Origin of the sequence: Vibrio sp. PBL-C16 (assembly GCF_034321865.1) — a bacterium.
Lineage (GTDB): Bacteria > Pseudomonadota > Gammaproteobacteria > Enterobacterales > Vibrionaceae > Vibrio > Vibrio alginolyticus.
Window position 1 is genome coordinate 149,640 of sequence record NZ_JAXLNY010000002.1, and the last position, 22,527, is coordinate 172,166.

At 45.5% G+C, this 22,527-nt stretch carries 26 protein-coding genes; 18 read left to right on the top strand and 8 right to left on the bottom strand.

All coding sequences use genetic code 11. The features are described from left to right. Positions 1 to 132 precede the first annotated feature (132 nt). The gene (locus UQW94_RS08885; RefSeq protein ID WP_064354370.1) at positions 133 to 924 is read left to right on the top strand and encodes a DUF1338 domain-containing protein; all 792 of its coding nucleotides are present in this window, start codon (positions 133 to 135) and stop codon (positions 922 to 924) included. A 136-nt stretch (positions 925 to 1,060) separates the two neighbouring features. Here the strand turns inward: UQW94_RS08885 and crp are convergent, their stop codons facing one another. The 6 genes from crp to UQW94_RS08915 all read right to left on the bottom strand — a co-directional run bounded on the left by crp (position 1,061) and on the right by UQW94_RS08915 (position 6,674). Next, positions 1,061 to 1,693: a cAMP-activated global transcriptional regulator CRP gene (gene crp, locus UQW94_RS08890; protein WP_005381432.1), complete on the bottom strand. Its 633-nt coding sequence runs from the start codon at positions 1,691 to 1,693 to the stop codon at positions 1,061 to 1,063. Between the two features lie 240 nt (positions 1,694 to 1,933). After that, a complete protein-coding gene (locus UQW94_RS08895; RefSeq protein ID WP_005381434.1) occupies positions 1,934 to 2,803 on the bottom strand; it encodes a phosphoribulokinase in 870 nt (289 codons plus the stop codon). A gap of 125 nt (positions 2,804 to 2,928) precedes the next feature. Continuing rightward, complete coding sequence (locus UQW94_RS08900; RefSeq protein WP_005382815.1) at positions 2,929 to 3,141, bottom strand: YheU family protein; 213 nt, start codon at positions 3,139 to 3,141, stop codon at positions 2,929 to 2,931. A 33-nt stretch (positions 3,142 to 3,174) separates the two neighbouring features. Further along, complete coding sequence (locus UQW94_RS08905) at positions 3,175 to 4,182, bottom strand: hydrolase (protein WP_033907159.1); 1,008 nt, start codon at positions 4,180 to 4,182, stop codon at positions 3,175 to 3,177. Between the two features lie 87 nt (positions 4,183 to 4,269). Next, on the bottom strand, positions 4,270 to 4,758 hold the full coding sequence (locus UQW94_RS08910) for a TIGR02444 family protein (protein WP_005382813.1): 489 nt from the start codon (positions 4,756 to 4,758) through the stop codon (positions 4,270 to 4,272). Further along, on the bottom strand, positions 4,755 to 6,674 hold the full coding sequence (locus UQW94_RS08915; protein ID WP_136977022.1) for an ABC transporter ATP-binding protein: 1,920 nt from the start codon (positions 6,672 to 6,674) through the stop codon (positions 4,755 to 4,757). Before UQW94_RS08915 ends, UQW94_RS08910 begins: the two co-directional genes overlap by 4 nt. Positions 6,675 to 6,883: 209 nt before the next feature. Here UQW94_RS08915 and kefG point away from each other — a divergent pair, with 209 nt between their 5' ends. From kefG to UQW94_RS08940, 5 genes are all read left to right on the top strand, one after another. Further along, positions 6,884 to 7,477: a glutathione-regulated potassium-efflux system ancillary protein KefG gene (kefG, locus tag UQW94_RS08920; protein ID WP_017821749.1), complete on the top strand. Its 594-nt coding sequence runs from the start codon at positions 6,884 to 6,886 to the stop codon at positions 7,475 to 7,477. Next, complete coding sequence (gene kefB, locus UQW94_RS08925; protein ID WP_017633740.1) at positions 7,461 to 9,257, top strand: glutathione-regulated potassium-efflux system protein KefB; 1,797 nt, start codon at positions 7,461 to 7,463, stop codon at positions 9,255 to 9,257. The genes kefG and kefB overlap by 17 nt, the downstream gene beginning before the upstream one ends. 33 nt (positions 9,258 to 9,290) lie before the next feature. Next, positions 9,291 to 9,491 (top strand): YheV family putative zinc ribbon protein, encoded by a 201-nt coding sequence (locus UQW94_RS08930; RefSeq protein ID WP_005381449.1) that lies wholly within the window; start codon positions 9,291 to 9,293, stop codon positions 9,489 to 9,491. A 92-nt stretch (positions 9,492 to 9,583) separates the two neighbouring features. Then, positions 9,584 to 10,135, top strand: coding sequence for a peptidylprolyl isomerase (gene slyD, locus UQW94_RS08935; protein ID WP_005381451.1), 552 nt, complete (start codon positions 9,584 to 9,586; stop codon positions 10,133 to 10,135). Between the two features lie 131 nt (positions 10,136 to 10,266). Further along, positions 10,267 to 11,208, top strand: coding sequence for an isoaspartyl peptidase/L-asparaginase family protein (locus UQW94_RS08940; RefSeq protein WP_064377072.1), 942 nt, complete (start codon positions 10,267 to 10,269; stop codon positions 11,206 to 11,208). Between the two features lie 83 nt (positions 11,209 to 11,291). Here the strand turns inward: UQW94_RS08940 and UQW94_RS08945 are convergent, their stop codons facing one another. After that, on the bottom strand, positions 11,292 to 11,519 hold the full coding sequence (locus UQW94_RS08945) for a SlyX family protein (RefSeq protein WP_005381455.1): 228 nt from the start codon (positions 11,517 to 11,519) through the stop codon (positions 11,292 to 11,294). Further along, a complete protein-coding gene (locus UQW94_RS08950) occupies positions 11,516 to 12,502 on the bottom strand; it encodes a WD40 repeat domain-containing protein (protein WP_005381457.1) in 987 nt (328 codons plus the stop codon). The genes UQW94_RS08945 and UQW94_RS08950 overlap by 4 nt, the downstream gene beginning before the upstream one ends. 128 nt (positions 12,503 to 12,630) lie before the next feature. Here UQW94_RS08950 and fkpA point away from each other — a divergent pair, with 128 nt between their 5' ends. The 12 genes from fkpA to UQW94_RS09010 all read left to right on the top strand — a co-directional run bounded on the left by fkpA (position 12,631) and on the right by UQW94_RS09010 (position 22,518). Further along, on the top strand, positions 12,631 to 13,413 hold the full coding sequence (fkpA, locus tag UQW94_RS08955; protein WP_017821751.1) for an FKBP-type peptidyl-prolyl cis-trans isomerase: 783 nt from the start codon (positions 12,631 to 12,633) through the stop codon (positions 13,411 to 13,413). 143 nt (positions 13,414 to 13,556) lie between these two features. Then, positions 13,557 to 14,279: a helix-turn-helix transcriptional regulator gene (locus UQW94_RS08960; RefSeq protein ID WP_005382804.1), complete on the top strand. Its 723-nt coding sequence runs from the start codon at positions 13,557 to 13,559 to the stop codon at positions 14,277 to 14,279. After that, entirely contained in the window at positions 14,276 to 14,671 is a 396-nt protein-coding gene (gene tusD / locus UQW94_RS08965; protein ID WP_017821752.1) for a sulfurtransferase complex subunit TusD, read from the top strand. The genes UQW94_RS08960 and tusD overlap by 4 nt, the downstream gene beginning before the upstream one ends. Then, positions 14,668 to 15,024 carry a sulfurtransferase complex subunit TusC gene (gene tusC, locus UQW94_RS08970; RefSeq protein WP_213898832.1) on the top strand — a complete coding sequence of 119 codons (357 nt, stop codon included), beginning with the start codon at positions 14,668 to 14,670 and terminating at the stop codon, positions 15,022 to 15,024. The genes tusD and tusC overlap by 4 nt, the downstream gene beginning before the upstream one ends. A gap of 7 nt (positions 15,025 to 15,031) precedes the next feature. Beyond that, entirely contained in the window at positions 15,032 to 15,307 is a 276-nt protein-coding gene (tusB, locus tag UQW94_RS08975; RefSeq protein WP_005382799.1) for a sulfurtransferase complex subunit TusB, read from the top strand. Between the two features lie 177 nt (positions 15,308 to 15,484). Continuing rightward, a complete protein-coding gene (gene rpsL, locus UQW94_RS08980) occupies positions 15,485 to 15,859 on the top strand; it encodes a 30S ribosomal protein S12 (protein ID WP_004399892.1) in 375 nt (124 codons plus the stop codon). A 101-nt stretch (positions 15,860 to 15,960) separates the two neighbouring features. After that, positions 15,961 to 16,431, top strand: coding sequence for a 30S ribosomal protein S7 (gene rpsG / locus UQW94_RS08985; protein WP_005382796.1), 471 nt, complete (start codon positions 15,961 to 15,963; stop codon positions 16,429 to 16,431). A 75-nt stretch (positions 16,432 to 16,506) separates the two neighbouring features. Continuing rightward, positions 16,507 to 18,606 carry an elongation factor G gene (fusA, locus tag UQW94_RS08990; protein ID WP_005382794.1) on the top strand — a complete coding sequence of 700 codons (2,100 nt, stop codon included), beginning with the start codon at positions 16,507 to 16,509 and terminating at the stop codon, positions 18,604 to 18,606. 153 nt (positions 18,607 to 18,759) lie between these two features. After that, a complete protein-coding gene (tuf, locus tag UQW94_RS08995) occupies positions 18,760 to 19,944 on the top strand; it encodes an elongation factor Tu (RefSeq protein WP_005381361.1) in 1,185 nt (394 codons plus the stop codon). 331 nt (positions 19,945 to 20,275) lie between these two features. Beyond that, entirely contained in the window at positions 20,276 to 20,464 is a 189-nt protein-coding gene (locus UQW94_RS09000) for a (2Fe-2S)-binding protein (protein WP_005381360.1), read from the top strand. 93 nt (positions 20,465 to 20,557) lie between these two features. Further along, a complete protein-coding gene (gene bfr / locus UQW94_RS09005) occupies positions 20,558 to 21,034 on the top strand; it encodes a bacterioferritin (RefSeq protein ID WP_005381359.1) in 477 nt (158 codons plus the stop codon). Positions 21,035 to 21,240: 206 nt separating this feature from the next. Next, positions 21,241 to 22,518 carry a malic enzyme-like NAD(P)-binding protein gene (locus tag UQW94_RS09010; RefSeq protein WP_005381358.1) on the top strand — a complete coding sequence of 426 codons (1,278 nt, stop codon included), beginning with the start codon at positions 21,241 to 21,243 and terminating at the stop codon, positions 22,516 to 22,518. The last annotated feature ends 9 nt before the right edge of the window (positions 22,519 to 22,527 follow it).

The window sequence follows — 22,527 nt, forward strand, 5'->3', positions numbered from 1 at the left end:
CGTGTTGACTGACTGGCATTTACCGTCACAGGTTGATGGTTGCTCGTTCATTATTCTGGACAACTTTTGTTGTGAACGAGCAGCCAACTTCCGCTTACCTTTAAACTCTACATCTCGTAACAAGGAGTCGTTATGACGCCCGATGTGTTATTTGAATCGCTATGGCAAGATTACATTCAACGTCTTTGCCCTTCGGCTGCTAAAGTGCATCAGCTGCTTCAAGAAGATGAGCCTCTGATTAATGATCATATAGCTTTACGTACCTTCAATATCGCGCCTCTTGGTATTGAAACTCTAGCTAAGCCATTTGTAGCTATTGGTTACAAGGCGTGTGGTGATTACATTTTCGAAAGCAAAAAGCTGGTTGCTAAGCACTATGAGCACCCAGATCCGAAGCAACCTAAAGTATTTATTAGTGAGCTAAAAGTTGAAGAGTGCTCGCCTGAGCTACAAGAGATTGTGAAAAATTTGGTGGCACAAATCGATGCTGACAAGCTGAAAGATAGCGCATTCTTACATGGTGGACGCTTGTGGGATTTAAGCTTTGCTGATTACCAAACGTTGGCTAAAGAAAGTGAGTACGCATCTTGGCTTGCGGCGCATGGTTACGGAGCAAACCACTTCACGGTGAGCGTTAACCAGCTCAATGAATATGAAGAAGTGAAGCAGGTAAACGATCATCTGCGTACCGCTGGGTTTACCATTAATGAAAATGGTGGTGAAGTGAAGGGCACTCCTGAGGTGTTGCTAGAGCAGTCATCGACCATGGCAGATAAAGTAGCGGTTCGTTTTAGCGAAGGCACTGAAATTATCCCTGGCGGGTTTTATGAATTTGCTAAGCGCTATCCGATGGAAAATGGTGATTTGTACCCAGGTTTCGTGGCCGCTTCAGCTGACAAAATCTTTGAAAGTACGAATGGCTAAGTTTTAGGGTTAACCTGTTAAGCTTACTCATTAGTGTTCGCTGCACCCTATCTCATTTGGTCATGAGTAAATAAAAAGCCACCAATGTTGCCATTGGTGGCTTTTATAATTTTGTTCGTGTCACTCTAGTTCGAGATTAACGAGTACCGTAAACCACGATGGTTTTACCGTGAGCAGAGATTAGGTTCTGCTCTTCTAGCATCTTCAAGATACGACCTACTGTCTCACGAGAACAGCCAACAATTTGACCGATTTCTTGACGAGTGATCTTGATTTGCATGCCGTCTGGGTGAGTCATTGCGTCTGGTTGTTTTGCAAGGTTCAGAAGCGTCTGAGCGATACGACCAGTTACGTCTAGGAACGCCAGGTCACCCACTTTTTGGCTAGTTACTTGAAGACGACGAGCCATCTGCGCAGAAAGACGCATTAGGATGTCTGGGTTTACTTGGATAAGCTGACGGAACTTCTTGAAAGAAATTTCAGCAACTTCACAAGGAGATTTAGCACGAACCCAAGCTGTGCGCTCTTGGTCTTCCTCGAATAGACCAAGTTCACCAATAAAGTCTCCTTGGTTTAGGTAAGAAAGGATCATCTCCTTACCTTCTTCGTCTTTGATAAGAACCGCAACAGAACCTTTAACGATGTAGTACAAAGTTTCTGCCTTTTCGCCCGCGTGAATTAGCGTGCTCTTTGAAGGGTACTTATGAATATGACAGTGTGAAAGAAACCACTCTAATGTTGGGTCGGTTTGAGGTTTACCTAGAACCATAATATCTCACTTCCTCTGCAGGGTACGCTTGCGCTATCCATATTTTAGCTAAGCCTGAATTAGGCCTACTAGAATAAGAGCACTTTTTATATGCTGCAAGCTCTCTTGTGTTTCGGTAAGAAATAGTATCCTTTTTCGAAAACGATTTCTTGATTTTAATCGTGCCATGATTGAGATTTTGTAAGCAAAACTGTGCACATGATCACGGTATGAAAAGTAAACATCTTCGCAGGCAGGTTTTTAGCCAATTTTCCCTGTTTCGATGAGCTGTTGTAGGATAGGCCGAACTATGAGCTCCATTGCAAAGCTCATCTTACCGCCGGGTACGACAATCGTGTTGTGGCGTGACATGAATGAGCCATCAATCATGGCCAGCAGATATGGGAAGTCGACATTCTTGATACCGCGTAGGCGAATCACCACAAAACTCTCATCCAAACTAGGGATGCCTTTTGCATTAAGTGGGTTGGAAGTATCAACGGTCGGTACGCGCTGGAAGTTGATGTGAGTACGAGAAAACTGCGGAGTGATATAGTTGAGGTAATCGTCCATGGATCGCACGATTGAGTCCATTACCGCTTCACGCGAATGGCCGCGATCGCGAGTGTCACGTACGAATTTTTGGATCCACTCTAAGTTCACAATCGGCACCATACCAATTAAGAAATCCACATGTTGAGCAACATTAACATCGCCATCGACCACGCCACCATGTAACCCTTCATAAAACAGCACGTCGCTGTTTTCGGGTAAGTCTTGCCACGGTGTAAACGTGCCTGGCATTTGATTGTAGGGAACCGCTTCGTCAAACGTGTGCAGATAACGGCGCACGCTGCCAGTACCATCATGCCCGAACTTACGGAAAAACTCTTCTAATCCCGGGAAGTCATTAGCTTGTGGGCCAAAGTAGCTAATGTGTCGACCTTGCTCGCGGGCTTTGCGAATTTCGATGTCCATTTCTGGGCGAGTAAAGCGATGGAAGCTATCGCCTTCAACCCATGCGGGTTTAACGTTCATCATATTGAACATTTTACGGAAGGCTTCAGATGTAGTGGTCGTGCCGGCACCGGACGAACCAGTAACCGCAATAATTGGGTGTTTAGCTGACATGACAAACCTTGTCGAAAATTACTTACCTGTAATGTGCAGTAGAGTTACTACTGCACGGTCGATATCCCACTATAGCACGTAACAATACCTTGTCATCGAGTGGGATACGGTAAAATGTGAAGGGTCTAAAATTTTGTTTTATGTTGAATATCGACGGTTTCGTGTAGCTCAGAGAACACGATAACCGCTTCACCTTTTTCCAATTGAGCTTTAACTTGATCAATTTTGTCTTGCAAAGAAACCTCGACGGTTCCGTAATCCGTTCCTTCGCGTAAGACGAATTCACGAATTAAGTTTTCCAATGTTTCCGGCGCAATGTCTTGCCATGGAATGATCATAAATACCTCTAACTTTTATGATGAGCGGCTAGTTTACTGCGTTCGTTGCTTGGATACAGCAGAAAGGTAATCTGCGGCGATACTTTCGTAATACGCGGGCAGCGCTTCCTCCAACCAAAACTTAGGTTTTAACGCCGTTCCTGTTAGGAAGCCAACATGGCCACCGTGTTCAAAGAGACGGTAATCAATGTTATCTGGCAAAACAAACTTCGGTATCACATCATCGGTCATGAACGGATCGTCTTTGGCATGGATGATCAGTGTGGGTAGCGTGATTTGCTGTAGTTTACTTAAGCCAGAACATTGATCGTAATAATCTTGTGCGTCTTTAAAACCGTGCAGTGGTGCCGTGATCAAATCATCGAATTCATACAATCTTGTGACACGTTTTATTGAGTTGTAGGACAGCGCAAGCTCGCCGTGCAATAGATGATGCTTTTGTAACGCGTTACGTTTCAGTGAAGAAAGCAGATAACGGCGATACACTTTCGAAAAGCCTTGTTCAATACGGTTCGCACACGCCGCTAGGTCTAAAGGCGCTGAGATAATAGTCGCTGCATTCAAAATAGGGTGGTCTTTATATTGGGCTAAATAATTCGCCAACATGTTACCGCCAAGAGAAATACCAACTGCAACTTTGGGATTATCAGGAAAACGTTGTTCAAGGTGCTCTAGGAAGTAACGAGCATCCGTCACTTCACCCGAGTGGTAAGCTCGTGCTTTTTTGTTTGGTTTACCGCTGCAGCCACGAAAATGCATCATCACCGACAGCCATCCAGATTGAGCAAATGCATTCATTAGCCCATTGGCATAAGGGCTATAGAAGCACCCCTCTAACCCATGAAATAAAACAAAAATCGGCTTTTTTTGTGCAGGCTCTTGGGTTGGGTCCTCGCTCCACGCGAGATCGAGAAAGTCGCCATCGGATGTATCGAGGGTTTGCCAAATCGGCGTAAACAACGCTTTTTTGCGAATAAAACGCGGCAAAAGCGTTTGGAGATGCGGGTTTTTGATCCCGGCGGCTGCGAAAAATTGTGTCATACCTAACTGCTCTTATGCGGTCCTTCGGTGTCCGTTGAAGAACTTATTAATATAATCCTTTATAAAGATTATAGGTATTCTACAGATTTATGGGCGTTTTGGTGGTTGAATGTTTGGCACCGGCATAGCAAAGGCTTGCTGCAAATGCTCCCCACCGAGTTGACGACAGTATCTCAACGTCAGTGGGTCACCATCATTTTTGAGTAGTGCAAGTGAGTTAATGCAGTCCACCAAATCCGCTTGTTGCTGCTTTTCTAGTTGCAGCTCAAACTGCAAGGTCTCACGATACAAAGCGTCATTGACTTGAGACTTAAGGTGGCGACGAAGGTCGCGAAAGGAGTGAAGTAAAGTTTCGCTTCTACCTAGACAGTCTTGCACCAAGGGCCAGTCTTTTTCTTGGAAAATGAGTTGCTGCTCATCGAGCCATCTGAGCAGCAGGAGTAGGTTCACGTTACCGTGGTAGTTGTTTTGCAATGATAAGCACGCCTCTTTCACTTCTCGCACACCATAAAACTGCAGACTAAACTGCCAAAGGTGTTCTAGGGTGAGTGTGTATTCAGCGTGTTGATTACTCATTGATTAAACTCTAGCTCCATCTGCTCCAACGTTTCTTGAGCAGACATCCATTCCATTTCAATTTCTTCGAGCTCAGCTTTACTGGAAGCTTGAAGTGCCAGCACTTGGTTAAGTTTAGCTTTATTTTCGGCCGCATACAGTGAGTTGTCCGCCAATTGTTCTTCAGCTTCGGCCAGTGCAGCACCTAACTTATCCATTTTATTTTCTAGTTGTGTCAGCGTTTTGCGAATTGGCGCTGTCTGTTTTCGAAACTCTGCATCGCGACGTTTTTGCTCTTTCTTCGCAGCTGCGCTGTTGGCCGTATCTTTGCTTGGCTGCGCAGCCTGCGCTTCTTTGCGTTCCGCTCTTTGTTGTTCGGTTAACCATTTATAATAGTCATTTAAATCACCGTCGAACGGAGCAACTTGTCGATCATGCACTAAATACAAGTCATCGGTCGTAGCGCGCAGTAAATAGCGGTCGTGCGAAACAATCACCATCGCACCTTCGAATGTTTGCAGTGCCATCGTAAGTGCTTGGCGCATGTCCAAGTCTAAGTGGTTGGTCGGTTCATCAAGTAGCAACAGGTTTGGCTTTTGCCACACAATTAAAGCCAATACCAAACGGGCTTTTTCGCCACCAGAAAACGGCGCAACTTTTTCTAGTGCTTTGTCACCTTGGAAGCCAAAGCTACCTAGGTAATCACGTAGCTGCTGTTCGGTTTGATCGGGTGCGATTTGCATCATGTGTTGCAGCGGCGTTTCTTCAGGGTGAAGCGTTTCTAACTGGTGCTGAGCGAAGTAACCAATTTTCACGCCTTGTGAGTAAGTTAGGTCACCACCTTGCGCGTTAAGTTCACCAGAGAGCAGCTTGATTAATGTCGATTTACCCGCACCATTACGGCCGAGTAGACCAATACGACTGCCAGGAACCAAGTTCAAGCGGATCTTCTCTAAGATGAGGTTGTCACCGTAACCTGCAGATACTTCATCCATCATCATGATTGGGTTTGGCAGCGCAGCTGGCTCACGGAATTGGAAGCTAAATGGGTTATCGAATTGAGCTGGTAACACTTTCTCCATGCGCTCCAAAGCTTTAATACGGCTTTGAGCCTGGCGTGCTTTTGATGCTTTGTAACGGAAGCGGTCGATGTAGCTTTGCATGTGAGACATCTGCTTCTGTTGCTTTTCAAACATCGCTTGTTGTAACACCATCTTTTGTGCGCGTTGGTTTTCGAATGACGAGTAGTTACCCGTGTATTCGTTCAGCTGCTGATTCTCGATGTGAATGATGCGACCAACGATCGGATCCAAGAAGTCACGGTCGTGCGAGATCAGAATCAGCGTGCCAGGGTAGTTTTGTAGCCAACGCTCTAACCACATTACCGCGTCCAAATCCAAGTGGTTGGTTGGTTCGTCGAGTAGCAGTAGATCAGAACGACATAATAGCGCTTGAGCCAAGTTAAGGCGCATACGCCAACCACCCGAGAACTGAGTCAGGTTCCAACTCATTTGCTCTTGACTAAAGCCTAGACCATCAAGCAGTTCGGCAGCGCGAGCGCGAATGCTGTAACCACCAATGGTTTCAATTTTACCGTGTATCTCGGCAACTAGGGTTCCGTTGTCTTGTGTTTCTGCTTCAGCTAACTGCTTTTCGAGAGCGCGGTACTCGCGATCACCATCAATGACGTATTCCAGTGCAGTGCGCTCTAGCGCAGGCGTTTCCTGTGCGACCCAGGCCAACTCCCAGTGTTGAGGTTGGCTAAATGAGCCAGCATCAATTGACAGTTCATCTTTCAGTAGGGCAAACAGCGTTGATTTACCGCAGCCGTTTTTGCCCACAAGACCGACTTTATCGCCAGGGTGAATAGTCGCAGAAGCTTGGTCTAAAAGAGGTTTACCGCCACGCAGTAACTGAATATCAGAGAAGGTAATCATAAAGTTTTCATTCACTTTGCGCAGTGCGCGTTGCTTGGTTACATAGCGAAGTGGTTTCAATCGTTTTTAAAGCCACTTGGGTATATATCTAGCGGTGAATAGTAGGGGTATTGGCCGGAAAAGTCGATTGATTCGCTTTAATTGCATTATGCTGTACAAAAAAGTATAACAATTTGATAACGGATAAAAATAACCACAAGGACGACCATTTGGCTGTTGCACCGTCTATTCTCCCAAAAGTTCTGGTCATTTATGCTCATCCAGAGCCACATAACTCGATTGCCAATCAAGTGATGATAAAAAAAGCTCAGTCGCTTGATCACGTCACTGTGCACGATCTTTACGGTGTTTACCCCGATTTCTTTATTGATGTGAATTACGAACATGAGTTGTTGCTCGCTCACGATGTGATTGTATTTCACCACCCACTTTATATGTATTCATGTCCAGCCCTATTAAAAGAGTGGCTAGACCGAGTGTTAGGTAAAGGCTTTGCGTTTGGCGGAGGTGCGGCGCTAGAAGGAAAATACTGGCGCAGTGTCATTACAACAGGTGGTAAAGAAGAAGCCTTCAGCGCGAAGGGGTACAACAAATACCCACTTGAGCAAATCTTGCAACCGTTTGAACTGACGGCAGCCCTATGTCAAATGCACTGGATTGAACCACTGGTGTTGTATTGGTCAAGAAATGTTTCAGATATTGAACGCTACGAACATGCCGAGTTATACCGTGGATGGCTGAGTAACCCACTTGAAAACTGGCAAGCGGCAGAGCGAGGAGGTCAGTATGGCGATCACCAGTGAGTTTCTTCAAAGCAGTGTGGTCTTTCTTTCGGCTGCGGTTATTGCGGTGCCGATTGCTCAGCGCCTTGGGCTTGGCTCGGTTTTAGGTTATTTACTCGCTGGTGTGTTGATTGGCCCATGGGGGCTTGGCTTAATTAGCGACGTTGATGCCATTTTGCATTTTGCCGAGCTTGGGGTTGTGTTGTTACTGTTTTTGATAGGGCTGGAATTAAACCCTAAAAAATTGTGGCAGATGCGAGGGCCGATTTTAGGTTTAGGCGGTGCGCAGGTTGTGGTCACGACCGCCGTGATTGGTAGTGTCGTCAGTATGTTTGGCGTAAGCATGCAAGTGAGTTTGGTGATCGGGATGGGGTTGGCGCTGTCCTCGACGGCGATTGCGCTTAAAGTCATTGAAGAGCAAGGGCTTAATGGTACCGAAACGGGGCAATCTGGTTTTGCGGTGCTGCTCTTTCAAGATATTGCAGTGATCCCGATGCTGGCGATGTTGCCCTTGCTAGCAGGCGGGCATAGTGGTGGAAGTTGGTTGGATGTCTTCACTATTTTAGGCAGTGTGGTAGCACTGTTGATTGGTGGTCACTTTTTACTACGTCCGCTATTTCGTTTTGTCGTGATGAGCGGCGTTCGTGAGCTCTTTACCGTTGCTGCACTTTTAGTCGTGCTTGGCATTTCGGTCGTGATGCAAAAGCTCGGCCTTTCGATGGCATTGGGGACTTTTTTAGCAGGCGTTTTGCTTGCAGAGAGTGAGTATCGCCATGAGCTGGAAATCGCTATCGAGCCATTTAAAGGTCTGTTGTTGGGGTTATTCTTTATTGCGGTGGGCATGGCGGTAAACTTGGGGTTATTGGCATTACACCCTTTAGAGATTCTCGGTGCGGTGGTGGCTTTGGTCGTGGTTAAGGGTTTGGTTTTGTATGCATTGGCGAGAGCTGCCCGTGTCGGAGCCAAAGCGAGAAGCCGTATGGCTGCAATTTTGAGCCAAGGCGGTGAGTTTGCCTTTGTCATATTTACCGCGGCGAGCCAAGAGGGCATTTTGTCCAAAGAGCAAGTGGCGTTTCTGTTGGTGGTGGTCAGTCTATCCATGGTGACGACTCCTCTTTTGCTGATGGGACAAAAGAAGTGGTTTGCTCATACCCTGAATCAAGAAGAAGAGGGCATGACCACGAAAGTCGTGGATCGCCGACCACGCGTTATCATTGCAGGCTTTGGACGTTTCGGCCAGATCGTCGGACGTTTAATGTATGCCAATAAAATCAAAGTGACAGTATTAGAAAGTGATGCCAGCCAAATCCACCTATTACGTAAGTATGGTTACAAAGTGTTTTATGGCGATGCTACACAAATTGACCTATTGAGGGCTGCTGGCGCTGATAAAGCGGAAGCATTGATTATTTGTACTGATTCACCTGATGAGGTGATGGCCATCGTGGACATTTGTCGCGTGCACTTCCCGAAACTTAAGTTGTTAGCCCGAGCAAGAAGCCGTGTCGAGGCTTACCAGTTAATGAGTCATGGTGTAGAGAATTACTCTCGTGAAACATTTTTAGGGGCGCTAGATCTCGGTCGCCAAGCGCTCGTAGAACTGGGTATGCATCCTTATCAAGCAAAGCGGGCAGAAGCACATTTTCGCAAGTTGGATAATGCTATGCTTAAGGACTTATTGCCTCAACACAATGAAGATAAGAAATTAGCTCAAAGAGCGAAAGAGGCCCGCAAAGAGCTAGAAGAAATATTTGGTCGTGAAATGGAGAGCGACCATCAGTCACCTAATCATTGGAAGTAGTACTTGAGCCAAGACTCAAGTTAAGGAAATAGCGTGAAAATCAAGAAACGTTTTATTGCCGGCGCTAGCTGCCCAAATTGCAGCCAGCAAGATACCCTGCGCTGGTGGATTGAAAATAACATCGAATTAGTTGAGTGTGTCGAGTGTGAGTTTACAGAGCAGCGCAAACCACAATCTGTAGAGAAAAATAAACACTCAGATCAGGAAATGATCGGAATTTTTAAGCCGGAGTAATTGAACTTCGATAATTGATCCCCATAATACACCCAGATATCTCAGTACTTAACCCCATTCAGGTTAAGTCAATTAATCTCCCTGGAGTTAGTATGAAAATTGAAAAGAACGTTGTTGCAAGCCTTGCATACAAAGTAATGATGGAAGACGGTGTCGTTGTTGATCAATCAACAGCAGAAGCACCTCTAGATTACCTTCACGGTCACAACAACCTAATCACAGGTCTTGAAAAAGAACTTGAAGGTAAAGTGGCTGGCGACAAGTTCTCAGTAACGGTAGCTCCTGAAGAAGCTTACGGTGAGCACAACGATGCGCTAGTACAGCGCGTTCCTGCGGACGTGTTCCAAGGCGTTGAGCAAATCGAAGTGGGCATGCGCTTCCTAGCTGACACTGACCAAGGTCCAATCCCTGTTGAAGTAACAGAAGTTGACGGCAACGAAGTGGTTGTTGACGGTAACCATATGTTAGCTGGTCAAACACTAACTTTCGAAGTAGAAGTTATGTCTACACGTGAAGCAACAGCAGAAGAGATCGAACACGGTCACATCCATCAAGGTGGTGGCTGTTGTGGTGGTCACGATCATGACCACGATCACGAAGAAGAAGGCGGCTGCTGTGGCGGCGGTAGCTGTGGTTCTCACTAATCATAAGCTCCTTCACTAGATAATCTAATCTAGCAAAGCTTTGAAAAGCGCAAGTTGAGTTTTCAACTTGCGCTTTTTGTTTATCTAAGGTGTAGTGCCAACCATACAAGGAATAACAGTTGGACAAAGCGATGACGAAACCTTTCTCGATTGCCATTCATGGTGGTGCGGGCACCATCTTGCGTGAACAGATGAGCGATGAGCTGCAACAATCCATCTTGGCGGATTTAGAAGCTGCGGTAAAAGCGGGACATCAAATTCTAGACACGGGCGGTGAAGCCTTAGATGCCGTCGTAGCGGCAGTGAAAGTATTGGAAGACTCTCCTAACTTTAATGCGGGTAAAGGCTCAGTGCTGACCAACAACGAAATGGTTGAAATGGACGCTTCTGTGATGGATGGGCGAAACCTTGCAGCAGGCGCGGTCGCTGGGGTTCGTCATATCAGAAACCCAATTGAACTCGCTCGTGACGTGATGCGAAACAGCAATCATGTGTTGTTGGTGGGTGAGGGCGCAGAGACGTTTGCTTTTGAGCAAGGCCATGAGTATACCGAGCAAGATTACTTCTTTACTGATCGCCGATATGAGCAGTTGCTGTCTATGCGTGAGAAAGGACTATTTGCTTTGTCGGAATCTCGTTACCCAGATGACCGTAAGCACGGTACGGTTGGTGCGGTGGCATTGGACCAACAAGGCAACTTAGCCGCTGCCACCAGTACGGGTGGCGTGACGAATAAGAAATACAACCGAGTCGGAGATTCGGCTCTGATTGGTTGTGGTACGGTGGCCGAAAATGGCGTTGTGGCAGTTTCCACTACGGGTGTCGGTGAGTTCTTTATTCGTAAACGTGTTGCGGAAGACGTTGCAGCACGTATGCGTTACTTACAAGAAGATATTCATACGGCTTGTGAACACATTATCCAAGGTGATCTCAAACAGATGGGCGGAGAGGGCGGTTTGATTGCCATTGATGCTAAAGGTGAGATGCACTTTGCGATGAACAGTTCTGGCATGTACCGAGCAGGCATTAATACGCAAGGCGAGCTGAGCGTTAAAATCTACGCCGACGAATAGCTTCCTCTTGAGTACCTTCTTAAGTAATTAATACAACAAAGCCCAGAACATGTTCTGGGCTTTATGCTATTTGAGCCTGCATTTTAATAATGCGGTGGTGGGGTTTCTTCTGACGGATCGGCTAAATTCGACGAGTCCATATTTTTTACTTTACCTACCACATATTTCATCTGATCGAGCATCTTGGTAATTTGCAGTTGTTGCTGCGATAAAGCGCCGTTCAGATCTTCAATAGTCTGTTCTTGGAACGCAAGCTGACATTCTAAGTCATTAATGCGTGCTTCCAATTGCTGAATGATTTTTTCTGTCATGATCCGTTCTCTAACTGCCAAGCTTGGGCAATACCTGCTGAGGTAGCAGTAATTACGCGTTGTTTTGAATCAAAGGCTGCATCATACACGACCGCACGGGGAGGGCGAGTGTCTTTTTTGGGCTCCACTTCAAATCCACTCATTCGTTTTCCGGTTTGAGTATCCCATATTGACACACGGCCAGAAGGGCTTCCTGTGACTAGTTGAGTCCCGTCGTCAGAAAATCGTGCGGTAGAGAAAATTAATTGGCGTGACCAACTGCTCAACTGTGTGACTTCTTGTCCAGTTTTTAAATCCCAAACAATCGCTTGGTTTCCGCCATCAGATGTCATTGCTAATTTTCCATCTCTTTGCAGGGCCACGCGAACAATTCGTTGTTCATGTTCGAAGGTTCGTAGTACTTGTCCGGTTTCGGTGTCCCACAGATACGCTTTATAGTCATTACCTCCGGTTAGGGCGAAGCGCCCATTAGGAGAAATGGCCACGGAATTGACTTTTTCACGATGTGCAAGGAACTCCATGCGACGCCCGGTGACTAAGTTGACATAAATTGCTTTACCGTTGGATAACCCAAGCAGAACTTGTTCACCATTACTGGTGATATCAACGTCGCGAATGAGCGCATCAGAGATAGACCAAAGGCCTTCGGATTGCGTCCAGCCTAGGTCCCAAACTGCGAAGTTCATTTGGCTTGCTGTAATTGCGTAGCGACCATTGTCAGATATGCGGATATGGGAAACCACATTGGCATCGGCATCGAGTTCACCCAGGTTGGCTAGTTGTTCATTTTGCTCTAGGTCCCACAACATCAAATGACGTTGTTGAGAATAGAGCAGAGCAAACCGTCCATCTCTGCTAAGTGCGAAGCTCGTCGCACCTTGAGGTTCTATCGGCCAACGCTGCACTTCACGCTCGGCGAAAAAGCAACCATTTAACGTGGTGATGACAATTAAATATAGGAATAAATGAAAAATTCTTTGCATCACATCTAATAATCCGGTTTGTGTCTTAAGACATATAGCTAGTATATTGGTATAACGATTGTCTTCACTAGTCTCATAGAAGATTTGTGCACAACAACCAATGGCAGAGCCATTATTGGGAGAATTTAATGAAATCAGTTTTAAAAGTGTCGCTACTTGCTGCAACAGTTATGCTAGCGGTAGGTTGTCAGAAAGAAGAAACTAAAACAGAAACCGCACCTCAAGCAGAACAAGTTCAAGCAGAAACCGGTAAAGCGGTTCACTTTAAAACCGACGACGACAAAGCGGCATACGCAATCGGTGTTTCATTTGCTAACTACCTAAGCACAAGCATCGACAAGCCAAGCGAAATCGGCATTAATCTTAACAAAGATTTGGTACTAAAAGGTATCGAAGACGTCTTCAAAGGCAATGCTGAATTGAATGAAGAAGAAACACGTGCAGCACTAGAATCTCTAGACAAGCGTGTTGCAGAAAAGATGCAAGCACAAGCGGCTGAGAAAGCAGCTGAAGCGAAAAAAGCTGGCGATGATTTCCGAGCTGAGTTTGAGAAGCAAGAAGGCGTAGTGAAGACAGATACAGGTCTTCTATACCAAGTAATGACACCAGCTGAAGGTGAGAAGCCAAAAGACACTGATACGGTTCAAGTACACTACAAAGGTACTCTGATCGACGGTACTCAGTTCGACAGCTCATACGATCGTGGTGAACCTGCAACGTTCCCACTTAACCGTGTAATCCCAGGTTGGACAGAGGGTGTTCAGCTAATGCCTGTGGGTTCTAAATTCAAATTCGTTATCCCGCCAGAGCTAGCATACGGTGACCAAGACACACCAAGCATTCCTGCTAACTCAACGCTAGTATTTGAAGTTGAGCTGCTAAAAGTTGAGAACGACAACGCAGAGCAATAACAATAAGCTGCGATAAGTTATTGAAAAAGGTCCGTTTAACGGGCCTTTTTTGTTCTAGGTCACTAGTTGGTGAGTTTGCTAGGTTGCTTTTCAAATTTTCTGATAAACTTACACCAATTTGTTGATTTTTCGCTCGAAGGCTTATGACAACTACAGAAACAATAAACGCGGAGATGTTGCTCGAAATGGAATCCGTTAACGTGATGCCGTTTACCGAGCACGACAAAATCATTTTAAGATCTTATGAGGCGGTCGTGGATGGTATCGCCAGCCTGATAGGTCCATTTTGTGAAATCGTTCTTCACTCTCTAGAAGACTTAAATACCTCTGCAATTAAAATCGCTAACGGTGAAAACACGGGGCGCCAAGTCGGCTCACCAATCACTGATTTAGCGCTTAAGATGCTAAAAGACATCGAAGGCTCGGAGCGCAACTTCTCACGTTCGTACTTTACCCGTGCAAAAGGTGGCGTGTTGATGAAGTCGATTACTGTCGCTATTCGTAATGGCGAAAATCGCGTGATTGGTTTGTTGTGTATCAACGTCAACTTGGATGCGCCTTTCTCGCAAGTCCTTCAGTCTTTCATGCCGACGCAAGAAGCGAAAGAAGCGGCTTCCTCGGTCAACTTTGCTAGTGACGTAGAAGAGCTGGTGGACCAAACTGTTGAACGCACCATCGAAGAGATCAATGCGGATAAATCCGTGTCTAACAACACCAAAAATCGCCAGATCGTGATGGAGTTGTACGACAAAGGTATCTTCGATATTAAAGATGCCATCAACCGTGTCGCGGATCGCCTTAATATTTCAAAACACACCGTTTACTTGTACATTCGTCAACGTAAAACCGAGGATGATGAAAGGTGAGCAAACTGACTTACACGTTAGTGGTGAATGGTCCCGTTTATGGCAGCCAGTCAGCGCGCAGTGCTTATCAGTTCGCCAAAGCGGTGATAGAGCAAGGCCATCAGCTAGTGAGCGTCTTCTTTTATCAAGATGGTGTGACTAATGGTACTGCTTTGAGTGTGCCAGCTAACGATGAATTTGATCTCAATAAGGCGTGGCAGTCTTTGGCTAAAGAGCATGGTGTTCGCCTAGAAACTTGTGTCGCGGCTGCTTTGCGTCGCGGGATTGTAAGTGAAGAAGAAGCGAATCAACATGGTTTGGTTCAGAACAATCTAGCCGATGGTTTTGAACAAGCAGGCTTAGGTAGCCTAGCTGAAGCGATGTTAACCCAAGACAGAGTGGTACAGTTTTGAGTCAGTTAACTTATCTATTTCGTAGTGCGCCACATGGCAGTGCAGCTGGTCGTGAAGGTGTGGATGCACTGTTAGCCGCGTCGGCTTACTGTGAAGATATCAGCGTCATTTTCGTGGGTGACGGGGTATACCAGCTTCTACTCGGACAAAACCCCAACAATATTTTGAGTAAAGATTACGCGCCGATGTTAAAGCTTTTCGATTTATACGACATCGAACAAGTCTTTGTGTGTTCAGAGTCGTTAACCCAGCGAGGTTTGGCGCAAGCGGATTTAGTCATTGAAGCCCAAGCGTTAAGCTCAGAACAGCTCAAAGATAAGTTACAACACGCTGGCAAGCTACTGTCTTTTTGAGGAAGGTATGTTACACATCATAAAAACAGTCTCTGCTCTAGAAGACGCCATGCCCTTATGCAGTGAACAGGATGACATCTTACTTATAGAAGATGCAGTGTACGCTGCTAACTCGCAACATAAAGCATTTTCCCATCTAAAAAACCGCAGCGTATTTGTGTTAGAGAGCGATGCGCAAGCTCGCGGTATTGCAAATCGTATCAGTCCATCGCTGACGATTGTGAATTACTCAGGCTTCGTTGAACTAACAGCAAAACAGGATAAATCCCTAACTTGGGATTGAACAAGATTTGCTGTCGACAAAGCTTTACGGATGAATTGTTCTAATTGAACAAAAAAGATCCGTATATTTCTTGACACACCTCTCACTGCTGCATAGAATTTTGCGTCCCTAACTGCATTGGCAGTTGGGGATAGATTTTTCACAAAGCTTACTTTCAAGTAAATCAGGAGCTAGTTAATGGCAACTATTAACCAGTTGGTACGTAAGCCACGTGCAAAGCAAGTTGTTAAAAGCAACGTGCCTGCACTAGAAGCGTGCCCACAAAAACGTGGTGTATGTACTCGTGTTTACACTACTACACCTAAAAAACCTAACTCAGCACTTCGTAAAGTTTGTCGTGTACGTCTGACAAACGGCTTCGAAGTTACATCGTACATCGGCGGTGAAGGTCACAACCTTCAAGAGCACTCAGTTGTTCTAATCCGTGGTGGTCGTGTTAAAGACCTTCCAGGTGTGCGTTACCACACTGTTCGCGGCGCACTAGACTGTGCTGGCGTAAATGACCGTAAACAAGGTCGTTCTAAGTACGGTGTGAAGCGTCCTAAGTCTTAATGGATTCCGTTAAGTAAGGCCAAACACTAAATTATTTTTAATTTTTTGAAAAAACTGAAAAGTTTTGGATAAAACCTGAAGAAGACAACGGAGATAAATCCATGCCACGTCGTCGCGTCATTGGTCAGCGTAAGATCCTTCCAGATCCAAAATTCAAATCTGAATTGCTGGCAAAATTCGTTAACATCCTAATGGTTGACGGTAAAAAATCTACTGCAGAGAAAATCGTTTACACTGCACTAGATGCTATGGCTGAAAAGTCTGGTAAAGACCACTTAGCTATTTTTGAAGAAGCTCTTGAAAACGTTCGCCCAGCGGTAGAGGTTAAATCTCGCCGTGTTGGTGGTTCAACTTACCAAGTACCTGTAGAAGTACGTCCGGTTCGCCGTAACGCACTTGCTATGCGTTGGTTGGTTGAAGCTGCGCGCAAGCGTGGTGAAAAATCTATGGCTCAACGCCTAGCTGCTGAAATGCTAGACGCGTCTGAGAACAAAGGTACTGCGGTTAAGAAACGTGAAGACGTTCACCGCATGGCTGACGCAAACAAAGCGTTCGCTCATTACCGTTGGTAATACCTTCTGTGCTGCGAGGTTCTCTCGCAGCACTTTTCTATACTCTAAGGTACACCTTAGTAAGAGGATACAATCGTGGCTCGTAAAACTCCTATTGAGCTCTACCGTAATATCGGTATCTGTGCTCACGTAGATGCAGGAAAAACAACCACAACTGAGCGTATTCTGTTCTACACTGGCCTTTCTCACAAAATCGGCGAAGTTCACGATGGTGCAGCAACCATGGACTGGATGGAGCAGGAGCAGGAGCGTGGTATCACTATCACATCCGCTGCGACTACTACATTCTGGCGTGGTATGGAAGCACAGTTCCCTGAGCATCGCGTAAACATCATTGATACCCCTGGACACGTTGACTTTACTATCGAAGTAGAGCGTTCTCTTCGTGTACTTGATGGTGCTGTGGTTGTGTTCTGTGGCTCATCTGGTGTTGAACCTCAGTCTGAAACTGTATGGCGTCAAGCAGACAAATACCACGTTCCACGTTTGGTATTTGTAAACAAGATGGACCGTGCGGGCGCAGACTTCCTACGCGTTGTGAACCAAATTAAGAATCGTCTTGGTGCGACTCCTGTTCCAATCCAGCTGAACGTTGGTGCGGAAGATGAGTTCAGAGGTGTCATCGACCTTATCAAGATGAAAATGATCAACTGGAATGATGCCGATCAAGGCACTTCGTTTACTTACGAAGACATCCCAGCTGACATGATTGAACTTGCTGAAGAGTGGCGCAACCACATGGTTGAATCCGCTGCTGAAGCTAGCGAAGAGCTGATGGACAAGTACCTTGAAGAAGGTGAATTGACTGAAGCTGAGCTCAAACAAGCTCTACGTACTCGCACACTAAATAACGAAATCGTACTGGCTACTTGTGGTAGTGCGTTTAAGAACAAAGGTGTTCAAGCGGTACTGGATGCAGTAGTTGAGTTCTTGCCATCGCCTGTTGACGTACCTGCAATTAAAGGTGTCGACGAAAGAGAAAATGAAGTTGAGCGTCATGCTGACGACAACGAACCTTTCTCTGCGCTAGCGTTTAAGATTGCGACTGACCCATTCGTGGGCACGTTAACTTTCATGCGTGTTTACTCCGGTGTTGTAAACTCGGGTGACGCTGTTTACAACTCAGTAAAAGAGAAGAAAGAGCGTTTCGGTCGTATCGTTCAGATGCATGCGAATAAGCGTGAAGAAGTGAAAGAAGTTCGCGCTGGTGATATTGCAGCTGCTATCGGTCTGAAAGACGTAACCACAGGTGACACGCTGTGTGATCAGAACCACAAAGTGATTCTAGAGCGCATGGAGTTCCCTGAACCAGTTATTCAGATTGCTGTAGAGCCTCGTTCTAAGGCAGACCAAGAGAAAATGGCTATCGCGCTAGGTAAACTAGCAGCGGAAGATCCATCATTCCGCGTGGAAACGGACGACGAATCAGGTCAGACTCTGATCTCAGGTATGGGTGAACTTCACCTAGACATTATCGTTGATCGTATGAAGCGTGAATTCAGCGTTGATTGTAACGTTGGTAAACCTCAGGTTGCTTACCGTGAAACCATTCGTGGTAAAGCGGAAGTTGAAGGTAAGTTTGTTCGTCAATCAGGTGGTCGTGGTCAATACGGTCATGTTTGGGTCAAACTTGAGCCTTCTGAGCCTGGTGAAGGTTTCGTATTCGTAGACGAAATCGTGGGCGGTGTGATTCCTAAGGAATACATCAGTTCGGTATCGAAAGGTATCGAAGAGCAAATGAATAGTGGTGTTCTAGCGGGTTACCCTGTACTAGATATTAAAGCTACACTATTTGATGGTTCTTACCACGATGTAGACTCAAGCGAGATGGCGTTTAAGATCGCTGGCTCGATGGCATTCAAGAAAGGTGCACTAGAAGCACAACCTGTGATTCTAGAACCTATGATGAATGTCGAAGTAACCACTCCGGAAGACTGGATGGGTGACGTTGTTGGTGACCTAAACCGTCGTCGCGGTATCATTGAAGGCATGGACGAAGGTGTGGCTGGTCTTAAGATCATCCGTGCTCAAGTACCACTATCCGAAATGTTCGGTTACGCAACTGATCTACGTTCTGCAACTCAAGGCCGTGCGTCTTACTCTATGGAGTTTCACGAGTACGCTGAAGTGCCGAAAAACTTCGCAGATAAAATTATTGCAGAGCGTGGTTACTAATTGACGATTGAACTGCAAAAAGTTTACGACTTTTTGCGAGATCAGGGCGTCCAAATATTGCGCTAACGGGCGTTGGCGCATAAAATAACAATTTCTGGCGCGTCGTCGATCAATAATGATCACGACGAATCATAACTAGGAAGGAACACGATCGTGTCTAAAGAAAAATTTGAACGTACGAAACCGCACGTTAACGTTGGTACTATCGGCCACGTTGACCACGGTAAAACAACTCTAACTGCAGCTATCTGTACTACTCTTGCTAAAGTTTACGGCGGTGTAGCTAAAGACTTCGCATCTATCGATAACGCTCCAGAAGAGCGTGAGCGCGGTATCACAATCGCAACTTCTCACGTTGAGTACGACACTCCATCACGCCACTACGCACACGTTGACTGTCCAGGACACGCTGACTATGTTAAAAACATGATCACTGGTGCTGCACAGATGGACGGTGGTATCCTAGTTGTTGCTGCGACAGATGGCCCAATGCCACAAACTCGTGAGCACATCCTACTAGGCCGTCAGGTTGGTATCCCATACATCATCGTATTCATGAACAAATGTGACATGGTTGACGATGAAGAGCTACTAGAACTAGTAGAAATGGAAGTTCGTGAACTTCTATCTGAATACGATTTCCCAGGTGATGACCTACCAGTTATCCAAGGTTCTGCACTAGGCGCACTAAACGGCGAAGAGCAGTGGGAAGCGAAAATCGTTGAACTAGCAGAAGCTCTAGATACTTACATCCCTGAGCCAGAGCGTGCGGTAGATCAGCCATTCCTAATGCCTATCGAAGACGTATTCTCAATCCAAGGCCGTGGTACAGTAGTAACTGGCCGTATCGAGCGTGGTATCCTAACTGTAGGTGACGAAGTTGCTATCGTAGGTATCAAAGACACTACTACAACTACATGTACTGGTGTTGAGATGTTCCGTAAGCTTCTAGACGAAGGCCGTGCAGGTGAGAACGTTGGTGCACTTCTACGTGGTACTAAGCGTGACGAAGTTGAACGTGGTCAAGTACTAGCTAAGCCTGGTTCAATCACTCCACACACTAAGTTCGAATCAGAAGTATACGTACTGTCTAAAGATGAAGGTGGTCGTCACACTCCATTCTTCAAAGGCTACCGTCCACAATTCTACTTCCGTACAACTGACGTAACTGGTGACATCCAGCTACCAGACGGCGTAGAAATGGTAATGCCAGGCGACAACGTACAGATGACTGTAGAGCTAATCGCACCAATCGCAATGGACGAAGGTCTACGTTTCGCGATCCGTGAAGGTGGCCGTACAGTAGGTGCTGGTGTTGTTGCTAAGATCTTCGACTAATTCATAACGAATTAAACGAAATCTTGCACTGTTCTTCTTTTTGAAGAAAGCGCATCGAAAAGGGAAGCTTAGGCTTCCCTTTTTCATTTCTAGATTACATTTAGTTATAAGTGTTGAAATAAAAGACGTCACTTTTTCGATTTAAAAACAGAGTTTTACCGGCTTTGTTTCTTAACGCTTTTACTCACCCCTCTTAACCCTTTGATCTTTTCCTGCAGCGGTAAAATCGTTATAACCAAATATTCTGAGCGGACACCATAATGCGACTGGTAACAAGAACTATTCTTGTTTATATTGTTTGTCACAGATTAGTTTTATAGGTTTTTTGAGTATGTACGTTTGTCTTTGCCATGGTGTCTCCGACAAAAAAATTAGGAAGTTGGCGATAGATGAAGGCGTAACAGATATTAAAGGAATCAAAAAGTGCACGGCATTGGGCAGCCAATGTGGTAAGTGCATCAGACAGGCCAAGGAAATTTTAGCGGAAACTAGTTACACGGAATTTAAACAAGCCAGCTAATTGCTGTAAGTATGCAGTAATTATTTGCCTTACATTTTGACACCTTCTCATTTGCTTCTACATTTAAATGAAGCCAAAGAGGAGGGTTTTGTCATGAAAGGCGATCCAATCATCATTCAACATCTCAATAAAGTGCTCGGTAACGAGCTCGTCGCTATTAATCAGTATTTTCTTCACGCCCGAATGTATAAAGACTGGGGCTTAAAGCACCTAGCAGACAAGGAATATCACGAATCTATCGATGAGATGAAACATGCCGATCATCTAATTGAGCGTATTTTGTTCCTTGAAGGCCTACCGAACCTACAAGATTTAGGTAAGTTGATGATTGGTGAAGATACCAAGGAAATGCTCGAGTGTGATTTAAAGCTTGAAATGGCGGCTATTCCAGATTTAAAAGATGCGATTGCCTACGCTGAAGACATTCGAGATTATGTGTCTCGAGATCTCTTCCAAGATATTCTTGAAGATGAAGAAGAACATGTTGATTGGCTAGAGACGCAACTTGGCTTGATTGAAATGTCTGGTATTGAGAATTATCTCCAAGCGCAATACGTGGACGAAGAGTAACGATACTTTCTGAGTTTGCATACTCCAATAATAGTAAGAAGAAAGAGCACCTGACTCGAAAATCAGGTGCTTAACCCCGTTATCTGGTCTAATCTCTTTTATTATCGGCTTTTTAAGGATATTGCTCGCAATCTTGCCTATGAAGTTTGATTTCTATCCGATAGAATTTATGCCCCCTTACCTAAAAATAAAAAAGAGAAACGTCCATGTCTGAAGACAACCACCAAGCAGCCACTCCAGAAGAAGAACATCGCCAAAAAGCATTGGATTACCATGCTTATCCAACTCCAGGAAAGATTGCTGTCGAACTTACAAAGCCTGCGGAAACGGCGGGTGATCTTGCCCTTGCTTACAGCCCTGGTGTTGCAGAGCCAGTGCGTGAAATCGCACAAAACCCGGATAACGTGTACAAGTACACTGCAAAAGGGAACATGGTTGCTGTTATTTCTAACGGTACCGCTATTCTAGGTCTAGGTAACCTAGGTCCACTTGCATCTAAGCCAGTGATGGAAGGTAAAGCGTTACTGTTTAAGCGTTTTGCAGGTCTTGACTCTATTGATATTGAAGTTAAGCACCGCACGATCGATGAATTTGTTGATACTGTTGCGAGCATTGCAGACACTTTTGGCGGTATCAACCTTGAAGATATTAAAGCACCAGACTGTTTTGAGATTGAAAAGCGTCTGATTGAACGTTGTGATGTACCAGTATTCCACGATGATCAACATGGTACTGCTATTGTAACGGCAGCGGGTATGCTGAATGCAATCGAACTTCAAGGTAAGAAACTTGAAGATTCAACAATTGTTTGTCTTGGCGCTGGCGCTGCCGCTGTAGCGTGTATGGAGCTTCTGATCAAATGCGGCGCAATGCGCGAAAAAATCTACATGCTAGATCGCAAAGGTGTGATTCACACTCGTCGTGATGATCTTAATGAATATAAGCAGCTATTTGCGAACAATACAGATAAGCGCACACTAGAAGACGTGATTGAAGGTGCAGATCTGTTCCTAGGTGTATCTGGTCCAAACCTATTGCCAGCGGAAGCGTTGAAGTTGATGGCAGATAAGCCAATCGTATTCGCATGTTCTAACCCGGATCCTGAAATCAAGCCGGAACTTGCTCACGCAGTTCGTGATGACTTGATCATGGGTACTGGCCGTAGTGATTATCCTAACCAAGTTAACAACGTATTGTGTTTCCCATTCATTTTCCGCGGTGCTCTTGATGTGCGTGCAAGTGAAATCAATGATGAAATGAAACTTGCAGCCGTTGAGGCGATTCGTGAGCTAGCAAAAGAGCCTGTACCTGAAGCCGTATTGAAGGCTGCCGGTGTTGATAAGCTAGAGTTTGGTGCGGACTATATTATTCCAAAACCAATGGATTCACGTTTGCTACCACGTGTTGCAAAAGCGGTTGCTCAGGCGGCGGTTAATTCAGGTGTAGCTCGTATCGAGATGCCTGAAAACTACATGGCAGAGTAATATATCTTT

Excerpts from the sequence above, each read along its gene's own strand:
- crp (WP_005381432.1), bottom strand. The coding sequence starts at position 1,693 with ATGGTTCTAGGTAAACCTCAAACCGACCCAACATTAGAGTGGTTTCTT.
- UQW94_RS08960 (WP_005382804.1), top strand. The coding sequence starts at position 13,557 with ATGACAACTACAGAAACAATAAACGCGGAGATGTTGCTCGAAATGGAA.
- rpsG (WP_005382796.1), top strand. The coding sequence starts at position 15,961 with ATGCCACGTCGTCGCGTCATTGGTCAGCGTAAGATCCTTCCAGATCCA.
- UQW94_RS08895 (WP_005381434.1), bottom strand. The coding sequence starts at position 2,803 with ATGTCAGCTAAACACCCAATTATTGCGGTTACTGGTTCGTCCGGTGCC.
- UQW94_RS09000 (WP_005381360.1), top strand. The coding sequence starts at position 20,276 with ATGTACGTTTGTCTTTGCCATGGTGTCTCCGACAAAAAAATTAGGAAG.
- rpsL (WP_004399892.1), top strand. The coding sequence starts at position 15,485 with ATGGCAACTATTAACCAGTTGGTACGTAAGCCACGTGCAAAGCAAGTT.
- UQW94_RS09010 (WP_005381358.1), top strand. The coding sequence starts at position 21,241 with ATGTCTGAAGACAACCACCAAGCAGCCACTCCAGAAGAAGAACATCGC.
- UQW94_RS08950 (WP_005381457.1), bottom strand. The coding sequence starts at position 12,502 with ATGCAAAGAATTTTTCATTTATTCCTATATTTAATTGTCATCACCACG.
- fkpA (WP_017821751.1), top strand. The coding sequence starts at position 12,631 with ATGAAATCAGTTTTAAAAGTGTCGCTACTTGCTGCAACAGTTATGCTA.
- UQW94_RS08905 (WP_033907159.1), bottom strand. The coding sequence starts at position 4,182 with ATGACACAATTTTTCGCAGCCGCCGGGATCAAAAACCCGCATCTCCAA.
- tusB (WP_005382799.1), top strand. The coding sequence starts at position 15,032 with ATGTTACACATCATAAAAACAGTCTCTGCTCTAGAAGACGCCATGCCC.
- bfr (WP_005381359.1), top strand. The coding sequence starts at position 20,558 with ATGAAAGGCGATCCAATCATCATTCAACATCTCAATAAAGTGCTCGGT.
- slyD (WP_005381451.1), top strand. The coding sequence starts at position 9,584 with ATGAAAATTGAAAAGAACGTTGTTGCAAGCCTTGCATACAAAGTAATG.
- UQW94_RS08910 (WP_005382813.1), bottom strand. The coding sequence starts at position 4,758 with ATGAGTAATCAACACGCTGAATACACACTCACCCTAGAACACCTTTGG.
- UQW94_RS08945 (WP_005381455.1), bottom strand. The coding sequence starts at position 11,519 with ATGACAGAAAAAATCATTCAGCAATTGGAAGCACGCATTAATGACTTA.
- UQW94_RS08940 (WP_064377072.1), top strand. The coding sequence starts at position 10,267 with ATGACGAAACCTTTCTCGATTGCCATTCATGGTGGTGCGGGCACCATC.
- UQW94_RS08900 (WP_005382815.1), bottom strand. The coding sequence starts at position 3,141 with ATGATCATTCCATGGCAAGACATTGCGCCGGAAACATTGGAAAACTTA.
- kefB (WP_017633740.1), top strand. The coding sequence starts at position 7,461 with ATGGCGATCACCAGTGAGTTTCTTCAAAGCAGTGTGGTCTTTCTTTCG.
- UQW94_RS08915 (WP_136977022.1), bottom strand. The coding sequence starts at position 6,674 with ATGATTACCTTCTCTGATATTCAGTTACTGCGTGGCGGTAAACCTCTT.
- UQW94_RS08885 (WP_064354370.1), top strand. The coding sequence starts at position 133 with ATGACGCCCGATGTGTTATTTGAATCGCTATGGCAAGATTACATTCAA.